Genomic DNA, 15,059 nt, shown 5'->3' with positions numbered 1-15,059 from the left:
GTCACGAAGGGACAGCCAGCCGCGAAGGCGGTCTAGCCGTCAAGCGGCGCTTACTCCGCATCCGGACGCTTATATGCCTGCTTCAGGTACAGCCGCGCCTCGTTCAAAGCACCCTGTGTGTTGTCGTTGGTCTGCACTGCCAGCCGATACTCGTTGACCGCGCGATCCCTCTGCCCGGTCACGTCGAAGATCTTGCCCAGCGCTATGTGGCTCCAAACCTGCGTCCAGCCCGGCTCCGCGTCGCCGCGCAGCGCATCGCGGTAGCTGTTCGCCGCCGACTGGTAGTTGTGCTGCGTAAACAGCAGCTCCGCCACGCGGTAGCTCGCGAGTGAACTCTGCGGATTCGCCGCCAGCGCCTTCTGGTACTCCGCCAGCGCCGCGGTCAGGTCGCCTTCGCCCACCAGCTGCTGCCCGCGCAAAATCGCCACGCGTACCTGCATGTCGGGCGAGTTCTTCAGGATCCAGTTATCAGGGTCGATCTGGATGTGGCGGGGCGCGCCAAACGTGTCCACCACGAACTGCGAGCTGGTGCCCTCCACGTCGACGCGCTTGGTCTCCGTCTTGCCCTCGGTCTCGACCCGCAGCTCCACCGGCATGTTGAACAGGTCAAGATCCTGCGCAACCGAGCCGATCGTGCGAAAACCCTTGTCGTTGCCCAGCCTGTACACCGCCCACTTGTTCACAAACTGCGGCGCGCCGGTGCCGTCCAGCCACTCCGAGAAGAAGGCCGTCAACTGCTGCTGCGTCTGCCCCTCGGCGAGCTGCTCGAACTGCCGCGTCGTGATGCCCTTGTCCGCGTACTGCGTCTGCGCCCCGCGCACGATCTTGAGGAAGCCGTCGTCGCCCGTCTCCCAGCGCAGCATGTGGAACACCATCGCGCCCTTTTCCAAGGTCATTGACTGGAACTCCGGCGAAAACACCGGCAGCCGCCCCGTGGTGCCGAGCGGGATCGTGTCATACGCCAGCGCACCCGCTGACACGTCCAGCACCGCCTGCTGCAGGGCGGACTTGCCGTTCAGGTCTTCCAGGAACAGCAGCTCCGAGTACCGCGCCATTCCGTTGGTGATCCACGTATCGTTCAGCGTCTGCGGGCTCACCTGCGAGCCCCACCACTGGTGCGCCAGAGTGTTGGCCAGCAGTCGGTAGTCGGCCTTGTTGTTGAGCCGAGCGCCGGCGATGCCCGCCATTTCGGGCGCCCACGCCGCCGGCACCGTGTCGTCCGGCAGTTCCACCACGTTGATGTGGTTCGACTCCGGCATGCCGTAGGTGCTGGTGTAGAACGCGAACTCACGGTTGGCCGTGTCGGCATACGCAGCGGCCGAAGCCTTGTGCGCTTCGGTCGTGTACACGCGGATGTAGGGCGAGCCGGCTTCTGTCACAGGCGGCAGGAACCTGCCAATGACGAGCGTGCCAGGGAAGCCCGGTTTGGTCCACGAGAAGTCAAACTCCTGCCCGCCGGGTATCGCGAACGGGGAACTGCTCGCGGAAGCGGGCCCCGTCGCCGCCGCAGGCTTCACCTTTGCAGCCGCCGCTGCCCGTCTCGCTGCGGCAGCACGACCCGCCGCCGTGGTCGGTTTTGCAGCCGCGGCGCTTTTCGCAGCGGTGCCACTCGCCCCGCCCGCAGCGGTTCCCGCAGCCCCGGCTTTTGCCCCCCGGCTCGTCACCGGCGGCGTGGCCATGTCCTGGTCCGTATCCTCGCTCACCGTCGCCGTGCCGCTCTTGCGCCGCGCCTCGCTCGCGGTGGTCGGGGCTTCGCCCGCCGCATCCCCTCGTCGCTGCAGCGTGGGCTCGCCTGCACCCTGCTGCCCGGCAGGAGCAGCCGCCTCGCGATGCGCCTGCTCGGTGTTCACCGTAACGGTCTTCTGGTCGCCCCCGCGCGTCGCGCCCGAGCCCACCACCGTGTACCCCGCCGGCACAAACACGTGCATCTCCGCGGTAAACCGGTCGGTCGTGTAGCCCACCATCGGGAACCAGCGACCCGCGTACAGCAGGTACGAGATCGAAGTATCCGGAGCAGCTGCGCCAGCGCCCGCGGCAGGCGCAGCGGCCCCGGCCTCGACACTGTTGTTGCCAATGGACGCGAGCTTCAGCCCCTCGACCGGGCCGCCTTCCGCGCCGGTCAGCGCGCCCTTGTACTGGAACGTCCACGTGTAGCTCTGCCCGGCCACCAGTGGCTGCGTGGGGGTCACCCGCACCGTGGCATTCGCACCCCGCTCGCCGTTCAGCGCGGCGCCGCTGCCGTCGAGCACCTGGCTTACCTGCAGCGCGCCATGCAGCTCAAACACCGCGGCATCACTCGCCTGGTTGGCCGTAAACGTCACCTTGGCCTGGGCCGACAGCATGTGCGTGGCCGGGTCTACCTGCGCATCGATCACGTAGCCCGTCACCAGCAGCGGCGGCAAAGGGGTCCGGGTGTCGGCGGCAAAAAAGGTCTGGGGGCAGGTGAGCAGCAGGGCAGTGGCAGTAGTGCGGATACGCTTCATAGGGCGACGCTCAGCTTTTTCGAAGTCAGGGGCGAGGTTTCCTGCGGCACTGCCGGCAGCACCGCAAGCACATGCGAGGCTACCAGTTCGATAGCACTTGCCGTTTGTTGCAAAGACAGACGAAGCTCCCCGAGTGCAAGCTGCATCCCCTCGCGCTCGGGTGTTGGTTCGATCAAAGGCCGCAGCGCGGCCACGACTGCCCCGGGCGTAAACGCATCCTGGATCAACTCCGGCACCACGCGGCGTCCGGCAATCAGGTTGCTCATCGCCACATGCGGCACCTTGACCACCCGCTTCGCCACGGCATACGACAGGCGCGACAGCCGGTACACCACCACGAACGGGTTGCCGATCAGCGCCGCCTCCACCGTGGCCGTGCCGCTTGCCACCACGCTCGCGCGGGCGTGGAACAGCGCCGCCCGCGCATCCGTCACCGTGAGCACATCCCTGCGGTCCCCGAGCAGGCGCTGCACCGCGGCCACCTGTTGCGCATGCAGGGTGGGCGCCAGCGGCAGCACAAACTCAAAGTGGTTGCCGTACGCCCGCTGCAATGCGCGTGCTGCGGCAAGCATCGTCGGCAGGTTCAGCGTGATCTCGCGCATGCGGCTGCCCGGCAGGAGCCCGATCCACTCCTTGAGCGGGTCGAGCCCATGCTCCCGCGCAAAGCGCTCGCGGCTAATGGTGGGCAGCGGCAGCTCCGCCAGCGGATGCCCCACAAACGTCGCCGCCACGCCCCGCTCGCGATACCACGGCTCCTCGAAAGGAAAGATCACCAGCATCTGGTCCACATCGCGCCGGATCTGCCGTAGCCGATGCTGCTTCCACGCCCACACCTGCGGGCTCACAAAAAAGATCACCGGGATGCCCAGCGCCTTGGCACGACGCGCCAGGCCGAGGTTCACATCCGGAAAGTCGATCAGCACCACCACCGCCGGCCGCTCCGTTTCAAGCGAGCGGCGCAATCGGCGGTACTCGCGATAGATCCGGGGGATATGGCGCACGATCTCGGTGATGCCCATGACGGCCACGTCCTCGGCGCGCACAATGCGCCGGAACCCCTCGGCCTCCATGCGCTGGCCGCCCAGTCCGAAGAACGCGGCGTCCGGCCGCGCCGCCCGCAGCGCCGCCATCAACTGCACCGCGTACTGCTCGCCGCTGGCTTCCCCGGCCGAGAGGAAGATCCGCGTCGCCGCGTTCTGTTCCCGAGAGGTATCGCGCGGTGCATCCATGGCCTTCTCCATCGACATCAGTCCGACCCGAGTGCCACGGCGCCTTGTTCGGATGAGTCCGTTGGGTCTGCCGCAGGCTCGCCGACCACGGTCCCGAGCTTCGGGGCAAACGCCTCCCCGGCTGCGCCCGTTTCCTGGTCGCGATACTGCAACTGGTACAGCTTCCAGTACAGCCCGCGCTCCGACAGCAACTGCTGGTGCGGTCCCTGCTCGCGCAGCTGTCCCTTGTGCATCACCAAGATCACGTCCGCCCGCTGCACCGTGGACAAGCGATGCGCGATCAGCACCGAGGTCCGCCCCGTCACCATGCGCTCCAGCGCCGAGCGCACCTTCAGCTCGGTGTCCGTATCGACCGACGAGGTCGCCTCGTCCAGGATCAGGACCGCCGGGTCATGCGCCAGCGCGCGGGCAAAGTTGATCAGCTGTTTCTGCCCGGTCGAAAGCCCTGCGCCGCGCTCCCGCAGCAGCTCCTGGAACCCCGCCGGCTGCTGCTCGATGAAGTCCAGCAGGTTCACTTCCTCCGCCGCTTCCCGCACCCGTTCGGTGGTGATCGGCGAACCCATCCGGATGTTGGACTCGATCGTGCCCGAGAACAGGAACGGATCCTGCAGCACTACGCCGAAGCGCGAGCGCAGCGCATGGAGGTCCTGCGCGCGCACGTCCACTCCGTCGATCAGTACCGCGCCATGCTGCACATCGTAGAAGCGCATCATCAGGCTGATGATCGTGGTCTTGCCCGCGCCCGTGTGCCCCACGATGGCGGCCGTTTCATTGGCGTTGACGACGAACGAGACCCCACGAAGGATCCACTCCACGTCGCGCATCGCGGCCAGCGCCGCCGGGCCGTTCTGCTGCGCCAGCGCCTGCTGCTCGGCTGTCAGCTTCTGATACGTGAACCACACCTCGCGGAACTCGATCGTGCCCGCTTCGGTCTGGCTCGTCGGTGTACTCACGCCCGCGGGCGAAGCAATCTCGGGCTCCGAGTCCAGCAGCTTGAACACGCGCTCGCTGGCTGCCATCGCCGCCTGCAGGATGTTGTACTTTTCGCTTAAATCCTGGATCGGCCGGAAGAACCGTTGCGAGTACTGGATGAACGCCACCAGCACGCCCAGCGTGACGGTGCCGCGCAGCACTCCGCTGCCGCCGATCCAGATCACCAGCGCAATCGCGACTGTTGACAGCAACTCCACGCCCGGGTAGTACAACGCGTACGCCAGGATCGAGTCCTTGAACGCGACCATGTGCACCGCGTTGATCTCTTCGAAGTCCCGGTACGCGCGCTCCTGCCGGTTGAACAACTGCACCAGCGGCATACCCGAGATATGCTCCTGCGTGTACGCGTTGATGCGCGCCACGGCGGCGCGGATCCGGCGGTACGACTCCCGCACATACTTGCGGAAGATGCGCGTGATCAACAGGATCAGCGGCAGCACCGAGAAGGTAAGCAGCGCCAGCCACCAGCTCATCGAGAGCATTACGGCGACGATGCCGATCAGCACGAATACATCTTCAAAGATCGCGAAGATGCCCGAGGTGAACATCTCGTTCAGCGCGTCCACATCGCTGGTAAGCCGGGTCACCAGCCGCCCCACGGGGTTTTTGTCAAAGAAGCCGATGTGCATGCGCTGCATGTGGCCAAAGATCTGCCGGCGCATGTCAAACATCACCTTCTGGCCCATCCACTGCAGCACGTAGGTCTGCGCAAACTCCAGCAGGTACGAGAGCGTGAGCGAGCCCATGTACAGGGCCGCCAGCTCCGTCACGCCCCGCGCCGCGTCGGTGCTCAGGTACCTCGACAGGAATGAGTGCGTGCTCGCCTGCTCCTGCGGCGAAAGGTGCGAGAACCGCGGCGTCAGGTAAAGATCCAGCGCCACCTTGAACAGGTAGGGCCCCAGCACGTCCAGCCCCGCCTTGAGCAGGATCGCCACCAGCGACACGGCGGCAATCAGCTTGTACGGGCGCAGATAGGTAAGCAGCCGCCGCATCAGGCGTCCGTCATACGCTTTTCCTACGACATCATCATCCTGCGGTTGTTGCGGCGTTGCTGTTTGCTGCGTTGCCTCGGCCATGTGGGTGCCTCTATTTTAGCGAGCGCGCCCCGTCCCGATCGAGCGAGGCCAAAAATAGCCGTGGCCCGGGCACCATCCGCACGGGCCCATCCTTCCCGCACGCTGCCCGGCAGTAACCACATCTCGCGTGCTCGGCCGCTCGCTTTGCGCCGAAGGCAGCTACGCTTGAGCGCAGATGACAGATCGTTTGATCTCCAGGCGAGGCGCCGGCCTCTTCGCCCTGAATGCCCTTGGCGCCATGTTTTACGTCTACGCGGCTTCGTTCTCCTGGGTCATGCCGCAGGAGTGCGCCGCGGGCCTGCGCACCATCACCGGCGAGCCCATCACCTGGGCGGTGGCGATCCTGCCGATCCTGAGCCTTTTCTTCCTCATTAACTTCGTCTGGGGCGTCGGCATCGTCCGCCGTCGACGCTGGGGTGCCGGGCGGTGGTGGCTGGCCGCCGCCGTGCTCTGGCCCATCGCCGTCTGGATCGACTTCGCGCACCACGCCTGCCCCGCCGGATCGTGACCCGGCGCAGCGCCCTCCCCGCCTCGGCCAAGAAAAAGCGTGCCCCATGTCTCGCTTCTGGGACGTGAGACAGACGAAGCCGGCACAACCTGCAAGCTCCACAAGCCGTCTGCTCCGCAGCATTTTCTCCGGACCATAGCGAACCAGCAAGCGACCTGCCCGCACGGGAACTATCCGCAGCAGCGTACCCTTGAAAGCAGGGAAGTACGCACATGCCGGACCTCGAAAACCCGATCCACGCGGCGCCCGGGGACGCCCGCCCACCCAGGCCAGACACCCTGGGCCTCTACCTTGCTGTGCCGTTCTGCCGCGCCAAGTGCACCTTCTGCAACTTCGCCTCGGGCGTCTACCCGGCCTCGGCCATGCCCGCTTACGTGGCGGCGCTTGAGCGCCAGCTCGCCGCCGCACGCGCCTGGGCGCACCGACACAGCCTCACCCTGCCCCACACCATCGACACCATCTATCTCGGCGGCGGTACCCCCTCGCTGCTGCCACCAGACCTGCTGACCACCCTGTTCCACACCATCCGCGAACACTTCCACGTGCTCCCCGATGCCGAGATCACGCTGGAGGCCGCGCCGCTCCAGCTCGACCCCGACACCCTTGACGCGGGGTTGACCGTAGGGCTCAACCGCGTCTCGTTCGGCGTGCAGTCGTTCGTGGAGGCAGAAGCCCGCGCCACCGCCCGCACCCACTCCGGCGACGAAGCCCTAGCCGAGATCGAGCGCATGCGCCGCTCCGGCGTCGCGCACGTCTCCGCCGACCTGATTGCGGGGCTGCCCGGGCAAACCACTGAAAGCTGGCACCACTCGCTCGACCGACTTACCGAAGCATCGCTCGACCACTCCTCCGTGTACATGTTCGAGCTCGACGAAGACTCGCGCCTCGGCGCCGAAGCCCTGCGCGGGGGCGCGCGGTTCGGTGCGGCGCTGCTGCCCCGCGAAGACATCGTCGCCGACTGGTACGCCGCCGCGATTGACCGGCTCGCGCAGGCGGGCCTCGCCCAGTACGAAATCTCCAACTTCGCCCGGCCCGGCGGCCGCTCCGTGCACAACGAGCGTTACTGGCTTCGCCGGCCCTACCTCGGCGTCGGGGTCGACGCCCACTCCATGCTTCGGCACGCGCACACCGGCGCCGCCGCCCGCTTTGCTATCCCTGAAGAGCTTGACGCCTTTCTCGCACCGCACCACGCCACCACCTGGGACGAGCCCGAGCTGCTCACCCCGCGCGAGGAGCTCGAAGAAGCCTGGTTCCTGGGCCTGCGCCGCACCGCCGGCGTCTCGCTCGCGCTGCTCACCCGGCAGTTCGGGGGAGACGCCCTGGCACCTTTTTCAGCCGTGCTCGCCGAGCTTGCCGAGGCCGATCTGCTGACCCGCACGCCCGGCGACGGCGGCCCCGTGGACCGCGTTGCGCTGACCCGGCGCGGCCAGCTGCTTTCCAATGACGTGTTCGCCGCACTGCTCGCCGCGGAAGACCAGCCTGCCCCTGAACAGAACCCGCAGCCGCTGCCCCATGCCGAAACGCAACCTTCCTCCTACCCGGCTACCTCCATACCCACGATTGCGTAGATAATGAGGGCACCATGGCACTCGAGACCGACATTCTGACCCCAGCCTCCCCGTCCTTCGCGCACTCGAACCCGGTCACCACCATTGACCTGCGCAGTGACACCGTGACCCGCCCCACCGCGCGCATGCGGGCCGTGATGGCCGAAGCCGAGGTCGGCGACGACGTGTACGGCGAGGACCCCACGGTCAACGCGCTCGAGGCCCGCGCCGCCGAGGTCTTCGGCCGCGAAGCCGGCCTGTTCGTGCCCACCGGCACCATGGGCAACCAGATCGCGATCCGCCTGCACACGGAGCGCGGCCAGGAAGTCCTGTGCGAAGCCCGCGCCCACCTGATCGACTGGGAGATGGCCATGGTCGCCGACTTCAACGGCTGTCAGCTCCGCACCGCCTACGCCGAGGACGGCGTGTTCCGCTGGGAGCACATCAAGGCGCTGATCGCGCCCAAGATCTACTACCGCCAGCAGCCCGGGCTGATCTCGCTCGAAAATACCCACAACATGGCCGGCGGAATTGTCACGCCGCTGCCGGTCTTTGAAGAGATCTGGGAAGGCGCCCGCGAGGCCGGGCTGCCCGTCCACCTCGACGGCGCCCGCATCTTCCACGCCGCCACGCACCTCGGCATCGGCGTGCAGGAGCTCACCTCCGGTTTCGACTCGGTGATGTTCTGCCTCTCCAAGGGCCTGTGCGCCCCGGTCGGCTCCATGCTGGTCGGCTCGGGAGAGTTCATCGCCCGAGCCCGCTCCGTACGCAAGGCACTCGGCGGCGGCATGCGCCAGGCCGGCATCCTCGCCGCGGCCGGGCTCATTGCACTCGACGAAATGCCGGCGCGCCTCCACGAAGACCACAGCAACGCCCGCATCCTGGCCGAGCGCCTTGCCGCGCTACCCGGAGTCGAGCTCGACCTCCATTCCGTGCAGAGCAACATCGTGATCTTCTACCTGCGCGGCGGCCGCGACGCCAACCACGTCGTCCGTGCGCTCAAGGACCGTGGCGTGCTCGCCGGCGCCGTGGGCCCGCACGCGGTGCGCTTCGTTACCCACCATGACGTGGACCGCTCTGCCTGCGCCCATGCCGCCCGCATTGCCGCCGAAGTGCTCGCCGAGGCGTAAAGCTTCGGGCGACCGCTTCTGGTGCAAACGACAATCCGCCTGCGCGACTGGCTGCCACTCCGTGGCGTTTTCCCTTGAGAGCAAGAACCAGTTCGGGTGCCCCACGGCTCGCGTCAGAGACGTGGGAAGCCCGCACCGCCGTCTCACGCCCACTCTGGCGAAGTGGCCACGTGCAGCCCCAAACCCTGCCCCGGAAGGCACAACGCTCCACTCCTGCATCGAACTGAAACGAAACCAGGAGGGTTACCCGCATGGCACTGCGCACACTCGAGATTGAAAAGAAGGGTGAGACATACGTCATCACCGAGCAGGTAGGCTCCAACTATCGCAAGGACAGCGCCGTGTACGAGTCGCCCAGTCTCGAAGACGCTGCCGGCTGGCTTCGCCGGCAGGGCGGCGCACCCGATCTTGTCGACAACGCCCTGGAAGAAGCAGCCTCCGGGCAGCGCATCTACCTCGAAATGGTAGGAAACTACGATGAGGCCGAGGGCTTTCCCAAGCTCTAAGCTCGTCGGGAACCGGCAGCATAGCGTGTAAAATACACGCTATGCTCAAGTATTCAATCGTCGTCCCGTTCCACAACGAAGAAGAGAACGTAACCGCCATGTACGACCGCCTTAAGGCCGTCATGGAGCAGGTCGGGGACTCCTTTGAACTGGTGCTGGTAGACGACGGGTCGAGCGACCGCACCTACAAGCTGCTGGAAGAAATCGCCGCGGTCGACTCCCGCGTCCTGGTCGTCAAGCTGCGCCGCAACTTCGGCCAGACCTCCGCGCTTGCCGCCGGCTTTGACCACGCGCAGGGCGAATTCATTCTGGCCATGGATGGCGACCTCCAGCACGATCCCGACGAAATCCCGAACTTCCTCGAAAAGCTCGAGGAGGGTTACGACGTTGTCTCCGGCTGGCGCAAGGAGCGCATTGACAACTTTGTCATGCGCCGCTTCCCGTCGCGCATCGCCAACTGGCTCATGGCCCGTCTCTCGGGCGTCGACATTCACGACTTCGGCACCACCTACAAGGCGTACCGTCGCGAAGTGATTCACGCCGTGCCGCTGTACGGCGAGATGCACCGGTTCATCCCGGCGCTGGCGGCCTGGTACGGCGCGTCCATCTGCGAGATCCCGATCAAGAACGTGAACCGCGAACGCGGCAAGAGCCACTACGGCATCTCGCGCACCTTCCGCGTGTTCTTCGACCTGCTGACCATCCGCTTCCTGCTCAAGTACATGACGCGGCCCCTGCACTTTTTCGGCCCCATCGGCGCGGTCTCGATGCTCGGCGGGACACTGGTCGCCATGCTGCTGCTGGTGCTCAAACTGGTGCACCCGCACCAGCCCATCATGGACGCGCACGGCCCGTTGTTCGTCATCGCCGGCATCTCTATCCTTGCCGGCATCCAGATGCTCGCCATCGGCCTGCTGGGCGAGTTACAGGTGCGCCACTACCACCACTCCGGGCAGCGCTCCCCATACGCCATCGACCGCCTCGTGCGCCTGCGCGCCCCGGAAGAACCAAGCCTCCTGCGCGACTAAGCCGCCCGACTTACCCGCCAAGGCCTGCAATCAGCAGGCCTTTGTGGTTTCACAAATGCACCCACCACTCAGGCGGGTGCCTCATCTCTCAACTCTGAGACGTGGGAATCACCACAGCCCATAGCTCCCACAAGTCCTAGAAATCCCGACCTGACACCCACGACGAACTCACCCGGCACAGCACCCAGGAACCTCCCACCCCATCCCGCCTCGCCTAGACCTGCGATCATCTTTATTCCATCCCGCCTCGCCTCCCGATCCCTGTGCCCGCATCCAACCGCACGTATGCCGCTTCCTTTGCTGGCCGCTCTCATCTTCGCCTTTGGTTGCTTCAACGGTCTGCGCACGCTCACTCCGGCGGCCGCGTTGTGCTGGGGAGCACACCTGGGCTGGTTTTCCTTCGCCCACACCCCGTTCGCTTTCCTTGATCACCCCGCCTCGCTGATCATCTTTTCGCTCCTTGCTATCGGTGAGTGGATCGGCGACAAGCTCCCCAACACCCCCTCCCGCGTGACCACCTTTCCGCTCATCTCCCGCGCTGTTTTCGGCGGCGCGTGCGGTGCGGCTTTGGCCACGCTCGCCGGGGCCGGCCTGTTTGTCGGCCTCGTGATGGGCGCCGTGGGAGCCATCGTCGGCTCGTACGCTGGGTTCCTGCTGCGTCGCGCCATGACCCGCCGCGGCGGACTGCCTGACCTGCCCGTTGCCCTGGTCGAAGACCTCATTGCCATCGGCGGTTCTTTCTTTGTTGCCTCGCGCTTCTAGCCACAGCCTCACAACCTCGACCCTCTTCAAGGAGCGGACGCACCATGCCCCAGACCGAACACGTTGACGCCCTGATCCTCGGCTCCGGCCAGGCCGGCAATCCTCTCGCTGCCGCGCTCGCGGCCAAGGGCCGCCGTGTTGTTATGGTGGAGTCGAAGCACGTCGGCGGAACCTGCGTGAACGAAGGCTGCACCCCCACCAAGACCATGATTGCCTCCGCCAAGGTCGCATTCCAGGCGCGCCGCGCGGCGGAGTTCGGCATCCACACCGGCCCGGTTTCGGTCAATTTCGACGAGGTCCGCGACCGCAAGCGCAAGGTCGTCGATATCTGGCGTTCCGGCAGCGAAAAGTCGCTCGCAGGTAAAAGCAACATCGAACTGGTGCGCGGTTTCGGCCGCTTCACCGGCCCAAAGACGGTCGAAGTCGCCCTGAACGGCTCCAGCGAAACGCGTCTGTTCTCGGCCGACCTGGTCTTCATCAACACCGGTCTGCGCGCACTCACCCCCGCGGACCTCGGCCTCGACTCCGTTCCATACCTCGATAACGAGACGGTGATGGAGCTCGACGAGGTGCCGACGCATCTGCTCGTGCTCGGCGGTTCCTACATCGCGGTGGAGTTCGCGCAGATGTTCCGCCGCTTCGGCGCCGATGTCACCATCGTCTCCAATGCCAGCCAGCTGCTGCCCCGCGAAGACCCCGACATTGCCGAAGCCCTCTCCAAAATCTTCGAGGAGGACGGCATCAAGGTTGTGCTCAATGCCCGCGCCACTGCGGCTACGAAAACAGGCGACGGCATCGGTCTGACCGTTACGATCGACGGAGCCGACAAGACCATCTTCGGCACGCACCTGCTGCTCGCCGCCGGCCGTGCACCCAACAGTGACAAGCTCAACCTCGAGGCCGCCGGCGTCCGGATCGACGAGCACCACTTCATCCAGACCAATCCAAAACTCGAAACCTCCGCGCCCGGCGTCTACGCGCTCGGCGACGTCAAGGGCGGCCCGGCCTTTACCCACATCTCCTATGACGACTACCGCATCATCGAGGCCAACCTGCTCAACGGCGGTGCACGTTCCACCACGGACCGCCCCGTCCCGTACACGGTTTTCACCGACCCTGAGCTGGGCCGCATCGGCATGACTGCCACCGAGGCACAGCAGGCCGGCTTCAACATCCGCATCGCGTCCATGCCCGCCAGCTCCATCGCGCGTGCTTTTGAAACCGGCGAAGATCGCGGTCTCGTCAAGGTCGTCGTTGATCGCGACTCCGAGCAGATCCTGGGCGCCGCCATCCTCGCGGGCGAAGGCGGCGAGTTGGCCGCTATGCTGCAGATCGCCATGTCGGCCAAGCTGCCGTATCCAGCGCTCCGCGACGCCGTGTGGGCGCACCCCACCTGGGCCGAATCGCTCAACACCATCTTTTCGAAGTGGGAAGACAGCTAGCCTCACCGCACGGGGTTAGCTGCCCGCACGCCGGCTGTTACCCGCAGCGCGGGCGGCGCTGACAACTGCCGGGAGCCAACCGTCATCTCCCTTATCTGTCCTGTATCTGTCACGCAAACATGTCTACACCAGGCCTTCACAACCGAGCACCCAAACCAGAGGAACGATGGCAGGCGGAAAAATTCAGAAACCGAATGATGGGCAGAATCGGGTCGTCATCACGCATGTCACCCCCGAGATCGACGCAGGCCGCTTTGCCGCCAAACGCGTCGAGGGCGACACCGTTGTGGTCGAGGCCGACATCTTCGGAGACGGACATGACCACGTCGAAGCGCGCCTCTTGTGGCGCCGCGCCGGCGAAAAAGGCTGGGTCTCTACGCCACTGCGCACCATTGGCAACGACCGCTGGCAGGGCAGCTTTCCGGTAGCCGTGCCCGGCAACTACGAGTACACGATTGTCGCCTCGATCGACCACTTTGATACCTGGCAGGATGGTCTCCGCAAAAAGCTTGCCGCCGGGCAGGACGTCGCGCTGGAACTCCAGACCGGCAGCCTGCTGGTGGAAGCTGCCGCCGCCCGCGCCAAAGGCAAGGATCAGAAACAGCTCCAGGCAGCCGCCAAGCTGCTTCGCACAAACGGCGACAGGCTTGGCCTGCTTGAGCAGGGCACCGGGTCCGGGATCGTTTCCGGGGCCACCGCCAAGCCGGCAAAGAAGATCAAGTCCAGCACACCGGATGCATCCGCCGGCTCCACGCTCGTAGCGGCCCCTAACGATGCGCCCGCGGAGGCAGTCGACTCAGCCGGCACCCAGCGCGCGACGCTCGCTGCCCCCGGCCTCGCCAGTGACCTGCTCGCCCTGGTCACCCGCTATCCCAACACCGCGCTTGAAACCCGTCACGCCCGCACCCTGCTGGTCGAGGTCGACCGCGAGCGCGCCCGCTACTCCACCTGGTACGAGCTGTTTCCACGCTCCGCCGGTCCGGATGCCCAGACCCACGGCACCCTCGCGGACGTGGAAGGGAAGCTCCCGTACCTCAAGAAACTCGGCTTCGACGTGCTCTACCTGCCGCCGATCCACCCGGTCGGCCGTTCGTTCCGCAAGGGCAAGAACAACGCCGTCACCGCCCAGCCCGGCGACATTGGTTCCCCGTGGGCCATCGGCGCAGCCGAGGGTGGCCACACTGACCTGCTCCCCGAGCTCGGCACGATGGCTGACTTTGACCGCCTGCTGCAGTCTGCGGCAGCCCACGGCCTAGAGCTCGCCCTCGACATCGCCTTCCAGTGCGCTCCTGATCATCCCTGGGTCGCGAAGCACCCCGACTGGTTCAAGCACCGTGCCGACGGTTCCATCCAGTACGCCGAGAACCCGCCCAAGAAGTACCAGGACATCTACCCCATCGATTTTGAGTCGACGGACTGGAAAGCGCTGTGGGACGCACTTGCCGACGTGTTTCTCTTCTGGGCCGAGCGCGGCGTGCGCATCTTCCGCGTCGACAACCCGCACACCAAGGCCTTTCCCTTCTGGGAGTGGTGCATTGCCGAGGTGAAGCGCCAATACCCCGACGCGCTGTTCCTCGCCGAGGCCTTCACCCGCCCGCGCGTCATGGAGCAGCTCGCCAAGGTCGGCTTCTCGCAGAGCTACACCTACTTCTGCTGGCGCACCACCGCGGCCGAACTCACCGAGTACCTCACCGAGCTCACGCAGACCGAGCAATGGCAGTACTTCCGCCCCAACTTCTGGCCCAACACGCCCGACATCAACCCGCTTAACCTCCAGCACACCGGCGCCGCCGCACAGCCCGCGCACGCGCTGCGCTTCGTGCTGGCCGCCACGCTCAACCCCTCGTACGGCATCTACGGCGGCACCTTCGAGAACCTGGTGAACGCGCCGTTTCGCGCGGGTGGCGAAGAGTACCTCGACTCCGAAAAGTACGAGCTCAAGCACTGGCCGCTCGCGCTCGACAATCCCACCGCCCAGCTCATTGCTACTGTCAACCGCGCGCGTCGCGAGCACCCGGCACTCCGGACCTTCGACCAGTCGCTGCGTTTTCACCACAGCGAGAACCCGCAGCTGCTCGCCTACTCCAAGCGCTCGGCCGATGGGGCAAGCGTTGTGCTCACCGTGGTCAACCTCGACCCGTCCAATCGGCAGAGCGGCTGGCTGTATCTTGATACCGCCCAGTTAGCACTCACCGACCAGTCGACCTATACTTGCGAAGACCTGCTTTCCGGCGCGTCCTACACCTGGACCGGCCCCTCCAACTTCGTCGCCCTCGATCCTGTGGTACAACCGGCTCATCTCTTCGTGGTGCGCGCATGACCGCCGCCACTCTTCCGACAGCACCAATAAGAAAC

The 15,059-nt window shown here is 65.9% G+C and carries 11 protein-coding genes; 8 read left to right on the top strand and 3 right to left on the bottom strand.

Features of this window, described 5'->3' with window-relative positions:
- Positions 1-50: 50 nt before the first annotated feature.
- The 3 genes from D1Y84_RS02485 to D1Y84_RS02475 are packed head-to-tail and all read right to left on the bottom strand — an operon-like array spanning position 51 to position 5,781.
- Complete coding sequence (locus D1Y84_RS02485; RefSeq protein WP_233581012.1) at positions 51-2,483, bottom strand: tetratricopeptide repeat protein; 2,433 nt, start codon at positions 2,481-2,483, stop codon at positions 51-53.
- Positions 2,480-3,712, bottom strand: a complete 1,233-nt coding sequence (gene lpxB / locus D1Y84_RS02480; RefSeq protein WP_124847114.1) for a lipid-A-disaccharide synthase — start codon at positions 3,710-3,712, stop codon at positions 2,480-2,482. The genes D1Y84_RS02485 and lpxB overlap by 4 nt, the downstream gene beginning before the upstream one ends.
- A gap of 17 nt (positions 3,713-3,729) precedes the next feature.
- Positions 3,730-5,781, bottom strand: a complete 2,052-nt coding sequence (locus tag D1Y84_RS02475) for an ABC transporter ATP-binding protein (protein ID WP_124847113.1) — start codon at positions 5,779-5,781, stop codon at positions 3,730-3,732.
- Between the two features lie 175 nt (positions 5,782-5,956).
- Between D1Y84_RS02475 and D1Y84_RS02470 the strand changes: the two genes are divergently transcribed.
- The 8 genes from D1Y84_RS02470 (at position 5,957) to D1Y84_RS02435 (ending at position 15,024) form a co-directional block, all read left to right on the top strand.
- Positions 5,957-6,289 carry a hypothetical protein gene (locus D1Y84_RS02470; protein WP_124847112.1) on the top strand — a complete coding sequence of 111 codons (333 nt, stop codon included), beginning with the start codon at positions 5,957-5,959 and terminating at the stop codon, positions 6,287-6,289.
- A gap of 212 nt (positions 6,290-6,501) precedes the next feature.
- On the top strand, positions 6,502-7,857 hold the full coding sequence (locus tag D1Y84_RS02465) for a coproporphyrinogen-III oxidase family protein (protein WP_124847111.1): 1,356 nt from the start codon (positions 6,502-6,504) through the stop codon (positions 7,855-7,857).
- A 14-nt stretch (positions 7,858-7,871) separates the two neighbouring features.
- Positions 7,872-8,966, top strand: coding sequence for a low specificity L-threonine aldolase (locus tag D1Y84_RS02460; protein ID WP_124847110.1), 1,095 nt, complete (start codon positions 7,872-7,874; stop codon positions 8,964-8,966).
- A 251-nt stretch (positions 8,967-9,217) separates the two neighbouring features.
- Positions 9,218-9,472, top strand: coding sequence for a hypothetical protein (locus D1Y84_RS02455; RefSeq protein WP_124847109.1), 255 nt, complete (start codon positions 9,218-9,220; stop codon positions 9,470-9,472).
- Between the two features lie 41 nt (positions 9,473-9,513).
- Complete coding sequence (locus tag D1Y84_RS02450; protein WP_124847108.1) at positions 9,514-10,500, top strand: glycosyltransferase family 2 protein; 987 nt, start codon at positions 9,514-9,516, stop codon at positions 10,498-10,500.
- Between the two features lie 285 nt (positions 10,501-10,785).
- A complete protein-coding gene (locus D1Y84_RS02445) occupies positions 10,786-11,262 on the top strand; it encodes a DUF4126 family protein (RefSeq protein ID WP_124847107.1) in 477 nt (158 codons plus the stop codon).
- Between the two features lie 44 nt (positions 11,263-11,306).
- The gene (locus D1Y84_RS02440; protein ID WP_124847106.1) at positions 11,307-12,704 is read left to right on the top strand and encodes a mercuric reductase; all 1,398 of its coding nucleotides are present in this window, start codon (positions 11,307-11,309) and stop codon (positions 12,702-12,704) included.
- Between the two features lie 166 nt (positions 12,705-12,870).
- The gene (locus tag D1Y84_RS02435) at positions 12,871-15,024 is read left to right on the top strand and encodes an alpha-1,4-glucan--maltose-1-phosphate maltosyltransferase (RefSeq protein WP_124847105.1); all 2,154 of its coding nucleotides are present in this window, start codon (positions 12,871-12,873) and stop codon (positions 15,022-15,024) included.
- Positions 15,025-15,059 lie beyond the last annotated feature (35 nt).

It is taken from the genome of Acidipila sp. EB88 (assembly GCF_003858395.1).
Taxonomy (GTDB): Bacteria; Acidobacteriota; Terriglobia; order Terriglobales; family Acidobacteriaceae; genus EB88.
The sequence above is the reverse complement of the archived record's forward strand: the minus strand, read 5'-3'. Positions and strand labels throughout refer to the sequence as shown.